At 40.5% G+C, this 18,757-nt stretch carries 19 protein-coding genes; 17 read left to right on the top strand and 2 right to left on the bottom strand.

Features of this window, described 5'->3' with window-relative positions:
- The first annotated feature begins 4 nt into the window (after positions 1-4).
- From prmA to dtd, 5 genes are all read left to right on the top strand, one after another.
- Positions 5-967: a 50S ribosomal protein L11 methyltransferase gene (gene prmA, locus HMPREF9257_RS00775; protein WP_006417550.1), complete on the top strand. Its 963-nt coding sequence runs from the start codon at positions 5-7 to the stop codon at positions 965-967.
- A complete protein-coding gene (locus HMPREF9257_RS00770; RefSeq protein ID WP_006417468.1) occupies positions 967-1,758 on the top strand; it encodes an RsmE family RNA methyltransferase in 792 nt (263 codons plus the stop codon). The genes prmA and HMPREF9257_RS00770 overlap by 1 nt, the downstream gene beginning before the upstream one ends.
- Positions 1,759-1,791: 33 nt before the next feature.
- Entirely contained in the window at positions 1,792-2,451 is a 660-nt protein-coding gene (gene deoC, locus HMPREF9257_RS00765; RefSeq protein WP_006417409.1) for a deoxyribose-phosphate aldolase, read from the top strand.
- A 173-nt stretch (positions 2,452-2,624) separates the two neighbouring features.
- Positions 2,625-4,832, top strand: coding sequence for a RelA/SpoT family protein (locus HMPREF9257_RS00760; RefSeq protein ID WP_006417504.1), 2,208 nt, complete (start codon positions 2,625-2,627; stop codon positions 4,830-4,832).
- Positions 4,833-4,850: 18 nt separating this feature from the next.
- Positions 4,851-5,297, top strand: a complete 447-nt coding sequence (dtd, locus tag HMPREF9257_RS00755; RefSeq protein WP_006417471.1) for a D-aminoacyl-tRNA deacylase — start codon at positions 4,851-4,853, stop codon at positions 5,295-5,297.
- Positions 5,298-5,534: 237 nt separating this feature from the next.
- On the opposite strand, the gene HMPREF9257_RS00750 is transcribed toward dtd, so the two are convergent.
- Positions 5,535-6,131 (bottom strand): xanthine phosphoribosyltransferase, encoded by a 597-nt coding sequence (locus tag HMPREF9257_RS00750; RefSeq protein ID WP_006417581.1) that lies wholly within the window; start codon positions 6,129-6,131, stop codon positions 5,535-5,537.
- 211 nt (positions 6,132-6,342) lie between these two features.
- Here HMPREF9257_RS00750 and HMPREF9257_RS08660 point away from each other — a divergent pair, with 211 nt between their 5' ends.
- The 4 genes from HMPREF9257_RS08660 to HMPREF9257_RS09205 all read left to right on the top strand — a co-directional run bounded on the left by HMPREF9257_RS08660 (position 6,343) and on the right by HMPREF9257_RS09205 (position 11,444).
- Positions 6,343-7,716, top strand: coding sequence for an N-acetylmuramoyl-L-alanine amidase (locus tag HMPREF9257_RS08660; protein ID WP_006417558.1), 1,374 nt, complete (start codon positions 6,343-6,345; stop codon positions 7,714-7,716).
- A gap of 349 nt (positions 7,717-8,065) precedes the next feature.
- Positions 8,066-9,385, top strand: a complete 1,320-nt coding sequence (gene hisS, locus HMPREF9257_RS00740; protein WP_006417451.1) for a histidine--tRNA ligase — start codon at positions 8,066-8,068, stop codon at positions 9,383-9,385.
- A 3-nt stretch (positions 9,386-9,388) separates the two neighbouring features.
- Positions 9,389-11,170 carry an aspartate--tRNA ligase gene (gene aspS, locus HMPREF9257_RS00735; protein ID WP_006417533.1) on the top strand — a complete coding sequence of 594 codons (1,782 nt, stop codon included), beginning with the start codon at positions 9,389-9,391 and terminating at the stop codon, positions 11,168-11,170.
- Between the two features lie 136 nt (positions 11,171-11,306).
- Positions 11,307-11,444, top strand: a complete 138-nt coding sequence (locus HMPREF9257_RS09205) for a hypothetical protein (protein ID WP_176686268.1) — start codon at positions 11,307-11,309, stop codon at positions 11,442-11,444.
- Positions 11,445-11,510: 66 nt separating this feature from the next.
- On the opposite strand, the gene HMPREF9257_RS00730 is transcribed toward HMPREF9257_RS09205, so the two are convergent.
- Positions 11,511-12,329 carry a pyruvate, water dikinase regulatory protein gene (locus HMPREF9257_RS00730; protein WP_006417617.1) on the bottom strand — a complete coding sequence of 273 codons (819 nt, stop codon included), beginning with the start codon at positions 12,327-12,329 and terminating at the stop codon, positions 11,511-11,513.
- 75 nt (positions 12,330-12,404) lie between these two features.
- Here HMPREF9257_RS00730 and HMPREF9257_RS00725 point away from each other — a divergent pair, with 75 nt between their 5' ends.
- The 8 genes from HMPREF9257_RS00725 to glyQ all read left to right on the top strand — a co-directional run bounded on the left by HMPREF9257_RS00725 (position 12,405) and on the right by glyQ (position 18,752).
- Positions 12,405-12,884, top strand: coding sequence for a Fur family transcriptional regulator (locus HMPREF9257_RS00725; protein ID WP_006417490.1), 480 nt, complete (start codon positions 12,405-12,407; stop codon positions 12,882-12,884).
- 136 nt (positions 12,885-13,020) lie between these two features.
- Complete coding sequence (gene rpsU / locus HMPREF9257_RS00720) at positions 13,021-13,194, top strand: 30S ribosomal protein S21 (protein WP_006417488.1); 174 nt, start codon at positions 13,021-13,023, stop codon at positions 13,192-13,194.
- A 409-nt stretch (positions 13,195-13,603) separates the two neighbouring features.
- Positions 13,604-14,764: a PhoH family protein gene (locus HMPREF9257_RS00715; RefSeq protein WP_006417430.1), complete on the top strand. Its 1,161-nt coding sequence runs from the start codon at positions 13,604-13,606 to the stop codon at positions 14,762-14,764.
- 15 nt (positions 14,765-14,779) lie between these two features.
- On the top strand, positions 14,780-15,253 hold the full coding sequence (gene ybeY / locus HMPREF9257_RS00710; RefSeq protein WP_006417544.1) for an rRNA maturation RNase YbeY: 474 nt from the start codon (positions 14,780-14,782) through the stop codon (positions 15,251-15,253).
- Positions 15,237-15,635 (top strand): diacylglycerol kinase family protein, encoded by a 399-nt coding sequence (locus tag HMPREF9257_RS00705; RefSeq protein WP_006417456.1) that lies wholly within the window; start codon positions 15,237-15,239, stop codon positions 15,633-15,635. Before ybeY ends, HMPREF9257_RS00705 begins: the two co-directional genes overlap by 17 nt.
- A 23-nt stretch (positions 15,636-15,658) precedes the next feature.
- On the top strand, positions 15,659-16,564 hold the full coding sequence (gene era / locus HMPREF9257_RS00700) for a GTPase Era (protein WP_006417492.1): 906 nt from the start codon (positions 15,659-15,661) through the stop codon (positions 16,562-16,564).
- A gap of 25 nt (positions 16,565-16,589) precedes the next feature.
- The gene (gene recO / locus HMPREF9257_RS00695) at positions 16,590-17,402 is read left to right on the top strand and encodes a DNA repair protein RecO (protein WP_006417425.1); all 813 of its coding nucleotides are present in this window, start codon (positions 16,590-16,592) and stop codon (positions 17,400-17,402) included.
- A 435-nt stretch (positions 17,403-17,837) separates the two neighbouring features.
- Entirely contained in the window at positions 17,838-18,752 is a 915-nt protein-coding gene (gene glyQ, locus HMPREF9257_RS00690; protein WP_006417526.1) for a glycine--tRNA ligase subunit alpha, read from the top strand.
- Positions 18,753-18,757: the final 5 nt, after the last annotated feature.

The following is an 18,757-nucleotide window of genomic DNA, read 5'->3' as shown; positions in this document are numbered from 1 at the left end:
AATCATGACTCAATGGATACAATTAAAAGTTAGTCTTGACCTGAAAGATCCAAATTTAACTGAGTGGGTGTCTTATCAACTATTTGAAGCTGGGGCCCAAGGGGTTGATTTGAATTACGCTTATGATTACTTGGAGGGGCATGATAATTTATTCGGAGAAATCCCGCTCGAAGTCAAAGATACAGACCAGCAACATTCGGTCGAATTACTGGCTTATTTTGAAGACCCAGACCAAGCCCAAGTAGAAAAACAAGTACAAAGCCAAGTTGACCAGACTCAATTACATTTTACTTGGACACAAGTCCAGGAAGAAAATTGGCAAGAAAAATGGATGGCCTTTTATCAGCCAGAATTTATTTCCCGCTACCTGGTCATAGTGCCTGATTGGATGCGCTACTCGCTTGATTTAAAAGCTGATCAAATCCCGATTTTCTTAGATCCCGGCGTAGCCTTTGGAACGGGAAACCATCCGACCACCCAACTAGGGGGCCAAGCTTTAGAAATTTTTATGCGAGGGGGGGAACGCGTCCTTGATGTGGGTACAGGTTCAGGTATCTTGGCATTTATAGCGGCTTCCTTAGGTGCCAGTCAAGTTGCCGGCTTTGACCTGGATCCCCAAGCAGTAGCTTCAGCCCAAGCTAACTTAACACTCCAAAACCACAATTCGCTCATTCAAGACCTTGAGGCACAAGGTAAAATTCGTTTTGCTGTCAATGACTTATTAGCAGGGGTTGATCAAAGGACAGATATTATTGTGGCTAATATCCTACCTCATATCTTAGTGAATCTATTTGACCAAGCCTATCCTTTATTAACTGACCAAGGTTATCTAATCCTGGGTGGTATCTTAGAAGAAAAAGCAGACTTTGTTATCCAAGCCATGGACCAACATGGGTTTAAACTGGTCCAACGAACTGACCTTAAAGGGTGGGTTGGTCTAGTCGCCCAAAAGAAGGAGGAAGCTTGATGCAACAGTATTTTGTAGACCAAGCGACATTGACACTGGGACAAGTTTTCACGATTGAGGGGGATGACTTTCATCACCTGGTTAAGGTGATGCGGGCCAAACCGGGTCAAGTTATCCAAGTAGTTGCGGCGAATCAAGTGGCTTATGCGGCCAGTATTCAAACCATTGATAAGGCCACTTGTCAATTACAAGTCGACCAGATTCTTCAAGATAACTGCCTCATCGAATTGCCCTTGGATGTGACGCTTGCTTGTGGTATATCCAAAAACGACAAACTGGATTGGATTGCCCAAAAAGGCACCGAAGGCGGCATGGCTTGTCTCCAACCACTGAACTTAAAGCGGGATGTGGCCAAGTGGCAGGCAAATAAAGCAGCCAAGCGCATTGAACGCTTGGAAAAAATTGTCAAAGAAGCTGCCCAACAAAGTCACCGGCGTCAAATTCCCCAAGTGAATGACTGCCTTAACTTGATCGACTTTATCCGTCAAGTTCCTAATCAGGCCATTAAACTGATTGCTTTTGAAGAAACAGCTAAGGTTGGCCACCACCAAGTTTTGGCCAAAACCTTGTCTCAGTTAGACTTAAATCAGGAAGTTTTGCCGCCCCTAGTTATGGTCTTCGGTTCAGAAGGAGGCTTGGACATAGGAGAGGTTGAGCAACTTCAAGCAGCTGGGTTCAAAGCTTGTAGCTTGGGGCCGCGTATTTTGCGGGCCGAAACGGCTCCGATTTTTGCCTTAGGTGCGATTTCATACGCACTTGAACTAAGCAAAAATGGAGAAAATCTGTTATAATAAGGAAAATATCGCGATTAAAGGAGTATGATCATGGAAAGAGCTTTAAATAAGTATATCGACCACACCTTACTAAAACCGGAAGCAACTTTGGCTCAAGTTGATCATTTGATTGATGAAGCCAAGGAATATAATTTTATGTCAGTTTGTATCAATCCAACTTGGGTCAGTCATGCGGCAGAACGTCTTGCCGACACTGATGTCAAGGTATGTACCGTCATCGGTTTTCCTTTGGGGGCCAATACCTCAGCTCTAAAGGCGTTTGAAGCTTCTTCTGCCATTGATGATGGGGCCAATGAAGTGGATATGGTGATTAATATTGGTGCTGCCAAAGCAGGCGACTGGGATAAAGTCCAAGCAGATATTAAAGCAGTCGTCGATGTGGCAGATCATTCTGTAGTAGTTAAAGTGATTATTGAAACGTGCTTATTAACAGATGAAGAAAAAGTGAAAGCCTGTCAAGCAGCCAAAGCAGCTGGGGCAGACTATGTTAAAACTTCTACTGGTTTCTCAACAGGTGGTGCCACCGTTGAAGATGTGCGCCTAATGCGGGAAACTGTGGGTCCTGATATGGGGGTAAAGGCTTCTGGTGGCGTGGGAAATTACCAAGACGCCATGGCTATGATTGAAGCAGGTGCATCTCGGATTGGTGCTTCCAAGGGTATCCAAATTATGGAAGCAGCTAAGGCTTAAGCAAGGATAGAGTAGGATCTTTACCAAGGACAAGAATGACCAAACAAGAAATTGAAACTTGTAGGTGTTTTTTGTCCTATTTTTTCTCATGAATTTTATTCTAAGCTTGGCTTGACAGATTAGGTTAGCAAGGATAAAGTGTTGACTATAAAAATTTAAAAGGTGGTGACATTATGACGCGAAATCAAGATTTAACCGCAGAAGACGTGCTAAGTCTTTGCGCTGAATATATGAATGAAAAAAATCTAAAACTAGTTAGGAAATCCTATGATTTTGCAAGATTGGCCCACCAAGAACAGTTTCGTTTGTCCGGCGAGCCTTATATCATCCATCCCATTCAGGTAGCGGGTATTTTAGCTAAGTTGCATATGGATGCCGATACGATTGCTACCGGCTTCTTACATGATGTAGTGGAAGATACACCCCATAGTTTAGAAGAGATTTCAGAAGAATTCTCACCCGCCGTTGCTTTTCTTATTGATGGGGTCACTAAGTTAGGGAGGTTAAAGTTCCAGTCAAAAAAAGAAGCGCTTGCTGAAAACCACCGCAAGATGCTCCTAGCTATGGCAAAAGACATTCGGGTTATTATTGTGAAATTAGCCGACCGCTTGCATAATATGCGGACCATGAAATACCAAAAACCAGAAAAGCAAGTGGAAAAGTCGCAAGAAGCGATTGATGTCTATGCTCCTTTAGCTGACCGAATTGGGATGAACTCTATTAAGTGGGAGCTAGAAGATATTGCACTAAGGTATATTAATCCAGAAGCTTACTATAATATTGTTCACTTGATGGATTCTAAGCGGGAAGAGCGGGAACATTATATTAATGCCACTATTTCTGAATTGCAGGATGCCATTATGGCTATTGATATTGAGGGGACTATTTATGGACGACCTAAACATATTTACTCAATTTACCGAAAAATGGTCGACCAAAAGAAAGATTTTGAAGATATTTTCGACTTACTGGCTATTCGTGTTTTAGTAGATTCTATTAAAGATTGTTATGCTGTTTTAGGGGCGGTCCACACTCAATGGAAACCCATGCCTGGCCGATTTAAGGATTATATTGCTATGCCAAAGGCTAACCTTTATCAGTCAATCCATACCACGGTGATTGGCCCTCAAGGTAAACCGGTAGAAATCCAAATTCGGACTTATCAAATGCATGAAGTGGCTGAGTATGGGGTAGCTGCTCACTGGGCCTATAAAGAAGGCAAGACTGATAAAGTCGAGTCCAATGATGCCATTCAAAAACAATTGAACTGGTTCAAAGACTTGGCTGAATTACAAGATGAAGCCACAGACGCCTCTGAATTTATGGACTTTGTTAAAGAAGATATTTTCAAGGATCTCGTATATATTTTTACGCCCAAAGGTGAAGTAATGGAGTTACCGATGGGTTCAAGTCCGGTAGACTTTGCTTACCATATTCATACTGAAATTGGCAATAAGGTCACAGGTGCCAAGGTGAATGGTAACATTGTTCCCTTAGATTATAAGTTAAAAAACGGGGATATCGTAGAAATTATGACCAATCCGAATGCCAAGCCAAGTCGTGATTGGGTCAACATCACCGCCACCTCTAAGGCGCGGAATCGGATTAAACGCTATTTCAAGATGGCTGACCGACAACAAAATGCTGAAACGGGTAAAGGAATTATTGAAAAAGAAATCCGAGCCAACCATCATACCATGAAGGAATTTAATACTCGTAAAGTTGAAGAAGCAGTCTTAGACCGGTTTAATTTTAACGAATATGAAGACCTCTATGCCGCCATTGCCCTGGGAGAAATTTCAGCCCAGACCGTATTAAATTTCCTTGGTTGGAAAGAAGAGGAATCCGAGCCCGAACGGTCCAATGATCAAATTATAAACAAAGAAAATTCGAATCAAGCGAAGGCTAGTCGTACGGTCCATGAATCAGGTGTTGTAGTTGAAGGGGCGGACAACTTAATGATTCGCTTAAGCCATTGCTGCAATCCGGTGCCAGGTGATGAAATCGTGGGTTATATTACCCGAGGTCGCGGAATTTCAGTCCACCGCAAAGACTGTAAAAACCTCAAGTCCAAATCAGATCTTGATAACCGGTTGATTCATGTCGAATGGGAAAGTCAAGCGGGAGCCGACATCCAACAGTCATATACAGCTGAAATTAAAATTTTTGGTTTTGGCCGGTCTGGTCTCTTAAATGATGTCCTTCATGTGATTAACCATACGGTTAAGGGGTTAACCGCCATAAATGGAAAAACTGATAAAGATTCGAATGTTAATTTTACGATTAAAATTTCGATTAATGATACCAATGAGTTAAAAGACCTCATGAGTAAACTAAAAAATATTCCAGATGTTTACGAAGTGAAGCGGGTTACGGTCTAAGACTAGAAAGGGGATAGCATGCGGTTAGTCATTCAAAAATGTGGTCCTTCCTCTGTGTCGGTTGACGGCCAAGTGATTGGAGCCATTAAGAAAGGGTTTGTTATTTTGGTTGGTGTCAGTGACCAAGATCAAGCTGAAGACCTTGATTATTGTGTCCGTAAAGTGAGTAAAATGCGGATTTTTGAAGATGAAGCAGGTAAGACCAATTTAAATTTAGATGCGGTTGGGGGAGCCATTCTTTCAATTAGTCAATTCACTCTTTTAGCGGATACTCGCAAAGGCAATCGTCCTTCTTTTGTCCATGCAGCTCCACCTGAAATGGCGGAAGCTTATTATGATAAGTTCAACCAAGAGTTGGTTAAGTTAGGCTTTGAAGTTCAAACAGGCCGGTTTGGGGCCGATATGACCTTAAACATTCAAAATGAAGGACCCATGACGATTATTTTAGATTCAAGAGATAAATGAGACTAAAAGTAGCGGACAGCCAAAGTGAAAATTAGAGATTTTCATGCCTTGATTGGCCGCCCCCGCACGATTGACTAGGATGGAACCAGTCGCTATGCGACGCTGAAGTTAAGCTCACGACTTCGCTTAACTACTAGGGTTCTAAGTCGTTTCACTCCAAGAACCCTAGTAAACTATTGCGATGTATTATTCTGATTTTAATATAAATGAGCGGGACTGGGCTTGTTGCCCAGTTTTTTATTGTCCACAAAATTTGTCCTCTTCAAGAAAGCTAATTTTACCCTGGTCTAAGGCCGCAATGCGGCAGATTGAGTATACATCTAAGCCGGCTGCTTCTAATCGGTTGCGACCTGCTTGGAAGGATTTTTCAATACAAATCCCCACGCCTGCCACTTGGGCGCCCGCCTGCTTAGCGATATCGACTAAGCCTAGAACAGCTTGGCCCTGGGCAAGAAAATCATCAATAATGAGAATTCGGTCTTGGCTGGTTAAATAAGCCTTATCAATGCTAATTCTGGTTTCTGTCTGTTTGGTATAAGAATAAACTGGACTATGGTAGACATGGTCATTTTTTAAGGTAGAGGGTTGTGATTTTTTGGCAAAAAGCATGGGTATGCCCCAGTGGCTAGCCAGCATAAGGGCAGGTGCAATGCCAGAGGCTTCAATGGTGACAATTTTGGTGATGGAAGAGCGGTTAAAATATGCAGCGAAATCCAAAGCAATGGCTTTGATTAATTCAGGGTCGATTTGGTGATTGAGAAAACTGTCGACTTTTAAGACATTGCCAGGAAATACCTGACCTTGCTCTTTGATCATGGTTTGAAGATTTTTCATGTTTGACTCCTTTATTCATTTTTTAACTAATACTGTTATATAGAAAATTCGAGTTAAATTTGTTATTTAATTCTTAAAAGATAGGACAACTTATGAGAGTATTTTAATCGTATGACAAAGTTGTAACGCTTATGTAACAAATATTAGATAAGTTTGAATTTTTTATGATGCATTTATATAATTAAGGATAGCAAATTGAGGGAGGAAAGCAATGGATAAGGTCAATTATTTGATGCGTGCAATTATGACACGCAAATATTTCCCTTTATTTATCACACTCTGTCTAATGGCTTGCTCAAGTTTAGCCGTATGGGGTCTCCTCTCTAATAATTCGATGATCATCGAACGACCTGGCCTTGTCATGCGACGGAACGCTGCCACCAATCAAGAAAAAGTAGCCGATTTAGTTGAAGGAGACACCATTAATATCATCGGACAAAAGAATGGTTGGCTCCATGTTAGAAAAGAAGACCTAAGTGAGGGTTGGATTCCTCAATGGTTATTAGAAAATAACAAATTAAATAATGACCAAGAAATTGCTATTAAAACTTTGATGTCTTCAGATTTATTAGCTGAAGCCACTGACCGAAGTAATCATTTAATCGAAGTTCCGTTAGGAACTTACCTACTGATAAATTATGAATCTAATGGCTGGGTACAGGTTACTTATGAAGGTAAAGTGGGTTATTTAAAAGCTGATGTAGGAGAAATTATTAATGAGAGCGATATGCCTCAAGAAACCTATGAACGGCTAGAGTCTCAAGAGCAAGAAAACACGGATGGTCCAAGTGTTACTGTTGGTGCAACCGTGAAAGTTAAGAGCTTTGATTCACCACTTTATGCCGAACCTTCTACCAGTGCTGAAACTATCTATACAGTTCCGGTTGAAACAACTTTAGTTTATTTAGAAACTGTGACTAATGATGCTGGCCAGGAATTTTATTTCGTCCAAGATGGGGAAGGGCGCCAAGGTTACTTAGATACAACCTATGTTTCAAAATCAGACTATTCAACAGACCATCTGAATAGTCCAAAGGTAAGCTCGCTTAAGGAGGCTAAGGTCTTGATTGACCCTGGTCATGGGGGCGAAGATCCAGGGGCTACCGCTTATGATAATGGGTCATATGAAAAAGAACACACTTTAGCCACCGCCTTAAAAGTCAAAGAAAAATTAGAAGCTGCTGGTGCGACGGTGACCTTAACTCGAGAAAACGATCGGTGGGTTGAATTGAGTGATCGGGCTAAGTTGGCCAACGACCAAGACGTCGATGTATTCTTATCGCTTCATTATGATTCTTCTCCAGGAGCTGGTTTGCATGGGGTGACAACCTATTATTACCATGATGCAGATCAAACTATGGCTAATTCTGTAAATAATCAATTGGCCACCCTAGAGATTAATAATAATGGGGTTCACTTTGGAAATTACCAAGTTCTTAGAGAAAATCATCAACCTGCTTTACTATTAGAGTTGGGTTATGTTTCAGAAAAGACTGACTTGAAGTTTATTCGGTCAGATGCTTATCATGAGCAAGTTGCCAATGCAATTGTTAATGGGTTAAATGCTTATTTTGAAAATAATTAAGCCATTGGACTTAAAAACGTTTTCCTAAGCAAAATAATTGATAAGGCTTGACAAAGCTATTTAGAACGATTAGATTAGATACAAGAATTATAAATTCAATGAAGTAGACAGGGTCGCAATCATAATTAGAGAGTTACCAAATGCTGAAAGGTAATACGATTAACGGCTGACACTATGGAGAAGGATAATGCAAAGTTATTCCGTTAACTGCGTTAAAGTTTGAGGTGCTTGTTGTTTTAGGTAAGCACAAATTCAGGTGGTACCACGTAATCATACAACGTCCTGTGACTTCGGTCACAGGCTTTTTTTATTGTTTGAATTCATGTGAATGTTTAATAAGGAGGAAAAAATGGTACAGAAAATTAAAGGGACCGAAGACTTATTAGCTGACAAAATGCCGACTTGGCACTATGTTGAAGATACGGCACGTACAATATTTGAAGCCTATAATTTTAAAGAAATGCGGACTCCGATGATTGAAAACTTTGAATTGTTTTCACGTTCAGTAGGGGAAAGTACCGATATTGTCTCTAAAGAAATGTATGACTTTGAAGATAAGGGGGGGCGTCGGATTGCCTTAAGACCCGAAGGTACTGCACCCGTTGTCCGAGCCTTTGTAGAACATAAGTTATTTGGTCCGGAGTATCCACAACCTTATAAAGCTTACTATATAGGACCTATGTTCCGTTATGAACGGCCGCAAGCGGGCCGCCAACGTCAATTCCACCAAATTGGGATGGAAGTGTTTGGGTCTTCTAATCCAGCCACAGACGCTGAAGGAATTGCGATGGCCTGGGATTTACTTTCCGAATTAGGTTTGGAAAACTTGACCATCCACTTGAATTCCTTGGGTAAAACGCCAGAACGGATGGCCTACCGTCAAGCCTTAATCGACTATTTCACCCCTCATTTAGCAGAATTATCTGAAGATTCCCAACGTCGGCTCCATGATAATCCTTTACGGGTGCTTGATTCTAAAGATCCTAAAGATAAAGTTTTTGTCAAAGATGCACCGACCATCCTTGATTATTTGTCTGAAGAAAGTAAGGCTCATTTCCAAGCGGTTCAAAACTACTTGACTGATTTAGAGATTCCTTTCCAAATCAATCCTTATGTGGTTCGTGGTTTAGATTATTATCAAGATACTATTTTTGAAATTATGGTAGAAGATGAATCCATTGGAGCACAGTCAACTGTCGCCGGTGGCGGTCGTTATGATGGCCTCGTACAGGAACTGGGTGGTCCTGAAGTGCCCGGCTTTGGTTTTGCACTTGGGGTTGAACGTCTGATTTTAGTTATGGAACATCAAGCAGTGGAAATTCCAGCTGAAGATGGGTTAGACCTCTTTGTATTATTGGCTGACCCTGAAGCTAATTCGCTGGCGTTACAAGTTTTACAAGCAGCCCGGCAAGATGGCTTGATTGCGGACCGTGATTTTATGAATCGGAGCCTTAAGTCACAATTTAAAACAGCGGCTAAAAACAATGCTAGTTTAGTGACTACCTTAGGTGGCGATGAAGTGGCAAGTAAAATGATCCGCTTGAAAAATCAGGAAACCGGTAAGGAAGCTGAGTTTTCCTTAGATGAATTAATTGAAGATTTTGCTGGAATTTACCGTCAAATGACCATGGATACCTCAGCAATTGATGATTTTTTTAAAGGAGTATAGAAAATGACACAAAGAACAGTTTATAATGGATTAGTTTCAGAAGAATATGTAGGCCAAGAAATTACCCTTAAAGGTTGGGTCCAAAAACGTCGGGATCTTGGTGGAGTGATTTTTATTGACTTACGTGACCGGGAAGGTTTCTGCCAAGTGGTATTTGACCGTCAATATATTCCTGACCAAATGGATGAAGCCGATCACTTACGGTCAGAATATGTGGTTGAAGTAACCGGTAAGTTACGTCACCGGGCGGAAGAATCTATTAATCCAAAGATTCCTACTGGACATTTTGAATTAGTGGCCCATGAATTAACCGTTTTGGCTAAATCAAAAACGCCAGCCATTTATATTGAAGATGATCGGACCTCTGATGAGGAAGTACGGTTGAAATATCGTTATTTAGACTTACGGCGGCCAAATATGGTTAAGAATTTGAAACTCCGTCACCAAGTGACTAAAACCATCCGTCATTATTTAGATAATAAAGACTTTATCGATGTGGAAACCCCATATTTGACCCGGTCAACTCCAGAAGGCGCCCGTGACTTTCTCGTGCCAACGCGCCGCGAACCAAATTCTTTCTATGCCTTACCACAATCTCCTCAAATATATAAACAATTATTAATGGGGTCTGGTATTGACCGCTATTATCAAATTGTGCGTTGTTTCCGGGATGAAGACTTACGGGGTGACCGTCAACCTGAGTTTACCCAAGTAGACCTGGAAACTTCATTTATGACACAAGCTGAAATTCAAGAGATTGTGGAAAACATGTTGAAAGATGTGGTTAAAGAAACCCGTGGCTTAGAAATCAAGGAAGCTTTCCCAGTCATGACTTATGATGAAGCCATGAATTCATACGGTTCTGATAAACCGGATATCCGTTTTGATATGACTTTAAAAGATTTAAGTGATTTCGCTGCGACTGCTGATTTCAAAGTTTTCCGGGCTGCAGTTGAAAATGGCGGTAAAGTTAAAGCGATTAACTTGAAAGGTTTGGCTGATGAATATACTCGTAAAACCGCAGATGAATTATATAACGTTGTTAAACCATTTGGGGCAAAAGGCTTGGCTTGGACTAAGATTACTGAAGATGGATTCAACGGTCCAATTGCTAAATTCTTAGGTTCTGACGAAGATTATCAAGCCATTACTTCAGCAGTCGATGGTGAAGTTGGGGACATTCTCTTCTTTATGGCTGACTCAGCTGATGTAGTTAACAATTCTTTAGGTGCCTTACGGACGCATTTGGCGGCTAAGCATGGCTTATATGATGAAGCCGAATTAGCCTTCCTATGGGTAGTTGACTGGCCATTATTAGAATTTGACCCTGAAGCAGGCCGGTATGTGGCAATGCACCATCCGTTTACTTCACCACAAAATTCAGATATTGCCGAATTAAAGGCCCACCCAGAAAAAGCCTTAGCCAATGCTTATGATATCGTCTTAAATGGCTATGAAATCGGTGGGGGTTCTATTCGGATTCATACTCGAGAAATGCAAGACCAAATGTTTGAGTTATTAGGCTTTACGCCTGAAGAAGCTGAAAACCAATTTGGTTTCTTACTCCATGCGTTTGATTATGGTTTCCCACCACATGGTGGTTTGGCTATCGGTCTAGATCGTTTAGTCATGATCTTGGCCCAAGAAAAGAACATCCGTCAAGTCATTGCTTTCCCTAAATCTGGTTCTGGTATGGACTTAATGTCTAACTCACCAGCTGCCGTTGCTAATGATCAATTAAGAGAATTGAACTTAGCAGTGAAGGAAAGTAAGAAGATTAAATAATATAAATTTAAAGAAGATAAGATTAAAGCCTTATCTTCTTTTTTATTATTCAAAATTAATCTTAATAACAATTATTGTTTTTGTATAAAAACATGAAGTTATATATAGCAATTTAAAATATTAAATGAAGCTGATTTTGCTAAAAAATAACGATATTAAAGCGGGTCAAGCTGAAAAAGCTAAATTTGACCAAGCCCTTCAAGAGGAAGGTCTAATTGAAGAATTAGCAACTTATGAAGGTAATAAAGCTTACTATGATGGAATTAAGAATTAGACTTGGTTTAGTATGTTAAAAGGAGTTGAGCAAATTTGCTCAACTCCTTTTTTAATCTTCACTTTATTAAACCACTGGTAAATCCAACAAATCTACAATTATGGAAGCAGATTCTTCAATCGAACGGTCAGAAACGTTTAATACAGGGCAGTCTAACTCTTTATAAATTTGATTGCTAAAGGCTAATTCAGCTTGAATCCTTTCTGGCGAGGTGTATTTACTATGTTCGGGCATACCAAACTCTATCATGCGATTACGGCGGTGTTTTTCCAAGACCTTGGGATTATTAGTTAAACCAATAATTTTGCTTTCACCATATTTGTAGAGGTCTTGGGGAATATCACTTTCAGGTACCAAGGGGATATTCATCACCTTATAGCCCATGGTTGCTAGGTACATGGAAAGGGGAGTTTTACCTGTTCGAGATATACCAAGTAGAATAAGATCTGCTTGGGCTAAGCTTTCAGGATCACGGCCATCATCATAACGCATACAGAATTCCATAGCTTCCACACGGCGGAAATAGGCGTCTGTAAGTTCATGTTGAATGCCTGAACGAGCTACAGGTTCAATCCCGGTTCGGCGTTGGACTTCTAAAATATATGGGTGCATAAGGTCATAGCATATCAATCCAGTTTTAACACAAAAATGTTCGGCTTGGAGGGCCAACTGGTAATCTATTACTGTCATAAAAATTAACCCATCTTGGCTGGCAGCTTCATCTAAAGCTTCTTGTAATTGTTCAGGAGTGGAAATAAAGGTATAGCGGTGAATCTGTGTTTTAACATTAGGAAATTGTGAGAGCACAGACCGGGCTACCTTAATTGCAGTTTCACCAATAGAGTCAGATATGATATAATAATGTAATATAGGCTTAGCTGTCATGGTATCTTCCTTCTTTTTTTATTATAAATATGATACCATATTTTAACCAGTTGAGATAATAAGGAGTTGTGTATTATGGAAAGCAAAACACATCATCATAACCATTCTACAACATTGTGTCCGGAAGAACGTTTAGACCAATCTTTGGAGACCTTGAAGGAAAAAGGATTTAAGTTAACCAATAAACGACGGGAAATCCTGGAAATTTTTATTGATTCTGATCGATATTTAACCGCTAAGCAGGTATATCAATCTTTAGCTGAAAAATATCCTACCATGTCTTATAATACGACTTATCGTAATTTGTATGATTTTGTTAAAATTGGACTTTTAGAATCAACTGAATATCAGAACGAACAATTATTCCGTATTTCTTGTGAGGGTGAAGACCATCACCACCATCATTTTATTTGTACTAATTGTGGTAAGACCATTCCATTGGAAATTTGTCCGATGGATCATATTCAAACTGACTTGTCACAAGTTGAAGTACAAATGCACCGCTTTGAGGTTTTTGGTTTGTGTGCAGACTGCAAGGCTAAGCAAGAAGCTTAAATTTTACTCGCTTAATAATTTTAATATTTTTTTAAAAAGTCTTGGAAAAGGGTCTCACTTTTGATATAATATTTTTTGAACTTTATTAGATTTAAGGTCTAAGAAAGGTTACATAAGCTCGGGAGGAGGGGATCATATGTCTAAGACAGTTGTTCGTGACAACGAATCATTAGATGACGCTCTTCGTCGCTTTAAACGTAATGTTTCTAAAACCGGTACTTTAAGAGAGGCTCGTAAACGTGAATTTTACGAAAAACCAAGTGTTAAACGTAAAAAGAAATCAGAAGCCGCTCGTAAACGTAAATTTTAATTAAATATATACGGATGAAGTGACTTGTAGAGGACACCCTTTGGGGTGTCCTTTCATTTTTTCTTAGCAGAGGTGGGAAAGTGCGAAGAATTCTGTCTTGTCACTCTGAAGAATTCTGTCTTGTCACTCTGAAGAATTCTGTCTTGTCACTCTTTTGGCAGGATCTGGTGCAAAAAATCATGTCTTTGCAAATCTTAATTGGAATTAGTTGCGAAGAGCAAAAATCTTGGCAAGTCCATCAAGCTAAAACACCCCAGACCCATGCTATACCCCACCCGAACTCTCCTACTCCATAATTTTTCCGCTCAGCCAAGTCTTCAATGACAACCAATCCTAGACAATTTCTATCAATTTTAGCCCAAATATGATAGGATTAAGCTAACAAAAGTCAAAAGAAGGAGCTTGCTATTTGAGTCAAAAAAATGCTTATTCAACCAAAGTTGTCATTAGCAATCCAGACTGGCTGTTAGCTATTCTGGGTAACCACGATAAATATATCCATCTCATTGAGGAAAACTTTAATGTTGAGTTTTCAAATCGCGGTGAGAATTTAACCATTTCAGGTCAAGATTCAGACGAAGTAGACCAGGTTGCTGCCTTGATCCACCAACTTGTACATTTACTAGAACGGGGGATTACGCCTAGATCTATGGATGTCATGACCGCTATAAAAATGGCCAAAAAACAGACCCTAGATTATTTTCTAGCCCTGTATGATAAAGTGGTAGGTCGAGCTTATGATGGTAAACCCATCCGGCCTAAGAATTACGGTCAGCTCCAATATGTAGAAGCCATCCGCAAGCAAGATGTGGTTTTTGGGATTGGACCAGCTGGGACGGGGAAAACTTTTCTAGCCGTCGTGATGGCTGTCCAAGCTCTACGTGACAATCAAATCAAGAAAATTATCTTAACTCGGCCAGCTGTTGAAGCAGGTGAAAACTTAGGTTTCTTACCAGGGGACCTTAAGGAAAAGGTAGACCCTTATTTACGGCCAATTTATGACGCTTTGTATGCCATTTATGGAACCGAACAAACCAACCGCTTAATGGAACGAGGCGTTATTGAAATCGCGCCATTAGCTTATATGCGGGGGCGGACCTTAGATGATGCCTTTGTTATCTTGGATGAAGCTCAAAATACGACCGTGGCCCAAATGAAAATGTTCCTTACCCGGTTAGGTTTTGGCTCTAAGATGATTGTTAATGGGGATAAGACCCAGATTGACTTACCGGGTGGGGTAAAATCTGGCTTAGTTGATGCTGAACACAAATTAAAAGGCTTGAACCGGATTAAATTTGTGGCTTTTGATGAATATGATGTGGTCCGCCATCCGGTGGTGGCTGATATCATCCGCGCATATTCTGGTCCTTTAAACAATAATCTAAATGTCAAAACACCTCAAAGTCTGGGTAAACTGCCGGATGAAAGTTTAGAACCTAGCCTTGGTTCACCTGTAGATAATGAAAGCAATAAGCTAGATAAAGCTGAACCTGCATCCATAGATACAAACGCAACCGAGGATGTAAAACCTTTATCTTCCTTGTCTAGTCGTGATTTAGAAAATGAATAGAAAGAGGGAATCGATATGGTCATCGATGTAATCGACGATAATAATTTTTTAAGTCAAGCCCAAGTTGAATTAGTGCAGGATGTCATCAAGTTAGCCGGGCAGAAATTAATTTTACCGGATAATTTTGAGGTGGATATTTCAATTGTGACGAATGAAGCCATTCATGAACTGAACCGTGACTACCGTAATATTGATCGGCCGACCGATGTGCTCTCTTTTGCCTTAGAAGAAACCGCTGAGGATGATCCCTTTGGTCAAATCGATATGTCGGAAGAATTAGGGATTTTTCTAGGCGATATTATTATCTCTTTCCCTAAAATTCAAGAACAAGCCACAGAGTATGGCCATTCTTTTGAACGCGAATTAGCCTTTTTAGCGGTTCACGGTTTCTTACATTTGAATGGCTATGATCACCAAAGTCCCGACCAAGAAAAAGAAATGTTTGGACTTCAAGAAGAGGTTTTATCTGCCTATGGACTTGAAAGATAGAAAAGATTTAAATCCCTTTAAACGGTGGCTACTTTCCTGTGGCTTTGCCCTAGAGGGATTACGCTTTACTTGGAAAGGTGAGCCCAATTTTAAGATTCATATTTCCATTTTGATTCTTGTAACGATTGCTGGGTTTTTCTTTGGGATTGCCCGCTGGGAATGGGTGACTCTTTTAATTTGTTTTGCCTTTATTTTGACCTTAGAGTTAATCAATACCGCCTTAGAAACTCTCGTAAACTGGATAGCTGATAAACAGTGGCACCCTTTGGCTAAGATTACCAAGGATGTGGCAGCTGGAGCTGTCTTAGTGGGTGCTATTATTGTTGCGGGGATTGGTTTGATTATTTTTGTGCCATATATCTGGCAATATTTTCTAGGTTAGGCCTTAGATGTTGAGGAGTATATATGAATAAGAAAAATTTTAAATCGGGGTTCGTCGCCTTGATTGGTCGCCCTAATGTGGGGAAATCGACCCTTTTAAACAAGGTGGTGGGTCAGAAGATAGCGATTATGTCTGACAAAGCGCAAACGACCCGAAACCGGATCCAAGGGGTTTACACTGATGCCGATAGTCAAGTGGTCTTCATTGATACCCCCGGCATCCATAAACCCAAACATGCCTTGGGTAATTTTATGTTAAAAACTGCTTATTCAGCCCTCCAGGGTGCTGATGCAGTGTGTGTAGTAGTCAATGCAGCCGAGAAAATTGGTCCGGGTGACCGTCTGGTGATTGAGCGAGCCAAGAATGTTCAAGTACCTTTATTTTTATTAATTAATAAAATTGACCTGGTAAGTCCTGAACAAGTTCTACAAGCCATAGAATCTTATAAAGATTTGGCAGATTTTGCCCAGGTCTTTCCAATTTCTGCTTTAGAAGGCAATAACGTGCCAGAGTTAGTAGAAGGACTGAAGGAAGTGTTACCGCAAGGTCCTCAGTATTATCCTGCAGACCAAGTGATGGACCATCCAGAATATTTTGTAGTGGCGGAATTTATCCGAGAGAAGGTCTTGATTTTAACCCGGGAAGAAGTGCCGCATTCTGTTGCGGTCAAGGTCGAATCCATGGTGCGGAATGAAGATGATAAAATCGAAATTCACGCAGTAATTATCGTGGAACGAGCCTCGCAAAAGGGCATTATCATTGGCAAGCAAGGTCAAATGATTAAGAAAATTGGTAAAATGGCCCGCCGTGATATCGAAAAATTGTTAGCGGATAAGGTTTATTTAGATTTATTTGTCCAAGTTCAAAAATCTTGGCGGGACCGGATGACCAACCTACAAGACTTAGGTTATGAATTAGATAATTATTAATAATTTAAAAAAAGGGGAGGAAGACTTGAATGAACGGTTTGAAGGCATCGTCCTCTTTAATCGTCCTTACAAGGAAGATGATGCTTTAATCAAGGTCTTTACCGATCGCTTTGGGACTAAGATGTTTTATCTCAAGCATGTCAAAAAGCCCAACCATCCCTTGGCTAGCCAAATGATTCCCTTAACCCGTCATGAATTTGTTGGTATGATTCATGACCAGGGTTTTTCTTTTTTACGTGAGGGCACGAGTTTGGATATGTATCGGTCTAACCAAGTGGACTATAAAAAACAGGTGTATACGGCCTATATTTCTCAATTGGTTGATGCGGCCATTGATGACAATGTGCCAAATTTGGCCTTATATCAATTATTGCGTGGGAGCCTAGAACAAATTAATCAGGGACAAGTGCCTGAATTAATCACTCATTTTGTTGAAATTCATCTTCTCCCCTTATTTGGAACCCAACTAAATTGGCAGACCTGTCAGGTTTGTGACTCGCAGCAAGAGCCGGCGGATTTCTCAATTAAATTGCAGGGTCGTCTGTGCCCCCATCATTTAAACCATGACCCTTACCGGATGCACCTAAATCCCCGGGCCCTGCATATAGCAGCCTTATTGGCCGGTCTATCCCTTGACCAGTTGGGGCAGATCAATCTTTCTAAACAAACCTACCAGGAATTGCGACGGTTAATGGATGCAATTTACCAAGAGTTTGTGGGGATTCGTCTTAGAAGTAAGCATTATCTGGACCAAATGGACCAGATTGCACAAAAGACTGACCAATTAAAAGTAAAACGTCAAGCGCGAAAATCAAAAGATAAAACTAATAGTGAATAAGGCTAGTTTATCGTTTTGACAGGACTTGGCTAGTTTAAATCGATTAGCTAGCTTAAGGTCATCTGATTAAGTTTCATTTCAAAATTTAGCGGGCAATAAAGGATAGTTTTTGAGGTTAAAATAGGTAGATTAGGTTTTGGGTCTCAGTCTGAGAAGTCCCTTAGAAAAGCTGACTTACTATTGACTTTAATGAAGCATTTAGTTAAACTTAGTTTAATTGTTAGGCAAGTAAATAAGATGGTTAAGCGATTCTAGGCGGGTGTGAGCTAGGACGAGTCGATGGTAGTCTAACAGACAAATGAAGGCTACAATTAAGAGCTAACCCCGTGTTAGAATTAGGGTGGAACCGCGATAACTCGTCCCTATGGTTGAACAACCATAGGGGATTTTTTTGTAAATTCTTTATGAAAACAGATAAGAAAAGGAAGTGTACACATGGCAGTTGAAACATTACAAGATATGATTTTAACGCTTCAAAACTTTTGGGCCAAACAAGGCTGTTTAATTCTTCAATCCTATGATACGGAAAAGGGTGCTGGGACCATGAGCCCTTATACTTTTTTACGGGCAATTGGACCAGAACCTTGGAAGGCAGCTTACGTGGAACCCTCTCGTCGTCCAGCCGATGGGCGTTACGGTGAAAACCCTAACCGTCTCTATCAACACCACCAATTCCAAGTGGTCATGAAACCTGCGCCATTAAATGTGCAAGAATTATACCTTGAAAGCCTACAAGCTTTGGGAATTGATCCTTTAGCTCATGATATCCGCTTCGTAGAAGATAACTGGGAAAATCCTTCTTTAGGTTGTGCCGGTCTAGGCTGGGAAGTTTGGATTGATGGTATGGAAATCACTCAATTTACCTATTTCCAACAAGTTGGTGGACTTAAATGTTATCCAACCACTTCAGAAATTACCTATGGGATTGAACGGTTAGCCATGTATATCTTAGATGTGAATGATGTCTATGACTTACAATGGGTACCTGGGGTAAAATATGGAGATATCTTTAAACAACCTGAACGGGAACATTCAACTTATTCTTTTGAAAAATCCAATCAAGATATGCTTTTCCATCAATTTGATGCCTATGAAACCGAAGCGAATCTTTTGATTGAAGCAGGTCTTGTCCATCCAGCTTATGACTACATTCTAAAATGTTCGCATACCTTTAACTTATTAGATGCGCGAGGAGTCATCTCTGTCTCAGACCGGGCTGGCTATCTTGGCCGGATCCGTAAAATGGCACGGGCCATTGCTAAAGCCTTTGTGGCTGAACGGAAAGCCCTTGGTTTCCCACTGATTAAAGACCGGGCGCAAGCGCAAGTATTTCTAAACCAAAAGGATTAGGAGGA

Source organism: Eremococcus coleocola ACS-139-V-Col8 (genome assembly GCF_000183205.1).
Classification (GTDB): Bacteria; Bacillota; Bacilli; order Lactobacillales; family Aerococcaceae; genus Eremococcus; species Eremococcus coleocola.
This window is presented reverse-complemented; position numbering and strand designations above follow the sequence as displayed.

Bases quoted from the DNA above. Each gene is read 5' to 3' on its own strand.
- HMPREF9257_RS00760 (WP_006417504.1), top strand. From the start codon at position 2,625: ATGACGCGAAATCAAGATTTAACCGCAGAAGACGTGCTAAGTCTTTGC.
- dtd (WP_006417471.1), top strand. From the start codon at position 4,851: ATGCGGTTAGTCATTCAAAAATGTGGTCCTTCCTCTGTGTCGGTTGAC.
- deoC (WP_006417409.1), top strand. From the start codon at position 1,792: ATGGAAAGAGCTTTAAATAAGTATATCGACCACACCTTACTAAAACCG.
- ybeY (WP_006417544.1), top strand. From the start codon at position 14,780: ATGGTCATCGATGTAATCGACGATAATAATTTTTTAAGTCAAGCCCAA.
- HMPREF9257_RS08660 (WP_006417558.1), top strand. From the start codon at position 6,343: ATGGATAAGGTCAATTATTTGATGCGTGCAATTATGACACGCAAATAT.
- glyQ (WP_006417526.1), top strand. From the start codon at position 17,838: ATGGCAGTTGAAACATTACAAGATATGATTTTAACGCTTCAAAACTTT.
- HMPREF9257_RS00725 (WP_006417490.1), top strand. From the start codon at position 12,405: ATGGAAAGCAAAACACATCATCATAACCATTCTACAACATTGTGTCCG.
- HMPREF9257_RS00730 (WP_006417617.1), bottom strand. From the start codon at position 12,329: ATGACAGCTAAGCCTATATTACATTATTATATCATATCTGACTCTATT.
- aspS (WP_006417533.1), top strand. From the start codon at position 9,389: ATGACACAAAGAACAGTTTATAATGGATTAGTTTCAGAAGAATATGTA.
- era (WP_006417492.1), top strand. From the start codon at position 15,659: ATGAATAAGAAAAATTTTAAATCGGGGTTCGTCGCCTTGATTGGTCGC.
- HMPREF9257_RS00770 (WP_006417468.1), top strand. From the start codon at position 967: ATGCAACAGTATTTTGTAGACCAAGCGACATTGACACTGGGACAAGTT.
- rpsU (WP_006417488.1), top strand. From the start codon at position 13,021: ATGTCTAAGACAGTTGTTCGTGACAACGAATCATTAGATGACGCTCTT.
- hisS (WP_006417451.1), top strand. From the start codon at position 8,066: ATGGTACAGAAAATTAAAGGGACCGAAGACTTATTAGCTGACAAAATG.
- HMPREF9257_RS00705 (WP_006417456.1), top strand. From the start codon at position 15,237: ATGGACTTGAAAGATAGAAAAGATTTAAATCCCTTTAAACGGTGGCTA.
- HMPREF9257_RS00750 (WP_006417581.1), bottom strand. From the start codon at position 6,131: ATGAAAAATCTTCAAACCATGATCAAAGAGCAAGGTCAGGTATTTCCT.
- prmA (WP_006417550.1), top strand. From the start codon at position 5: ATGACTCAATGGATACAATTAAAAGTTAGTCTTGACCTGAAAGATCCA.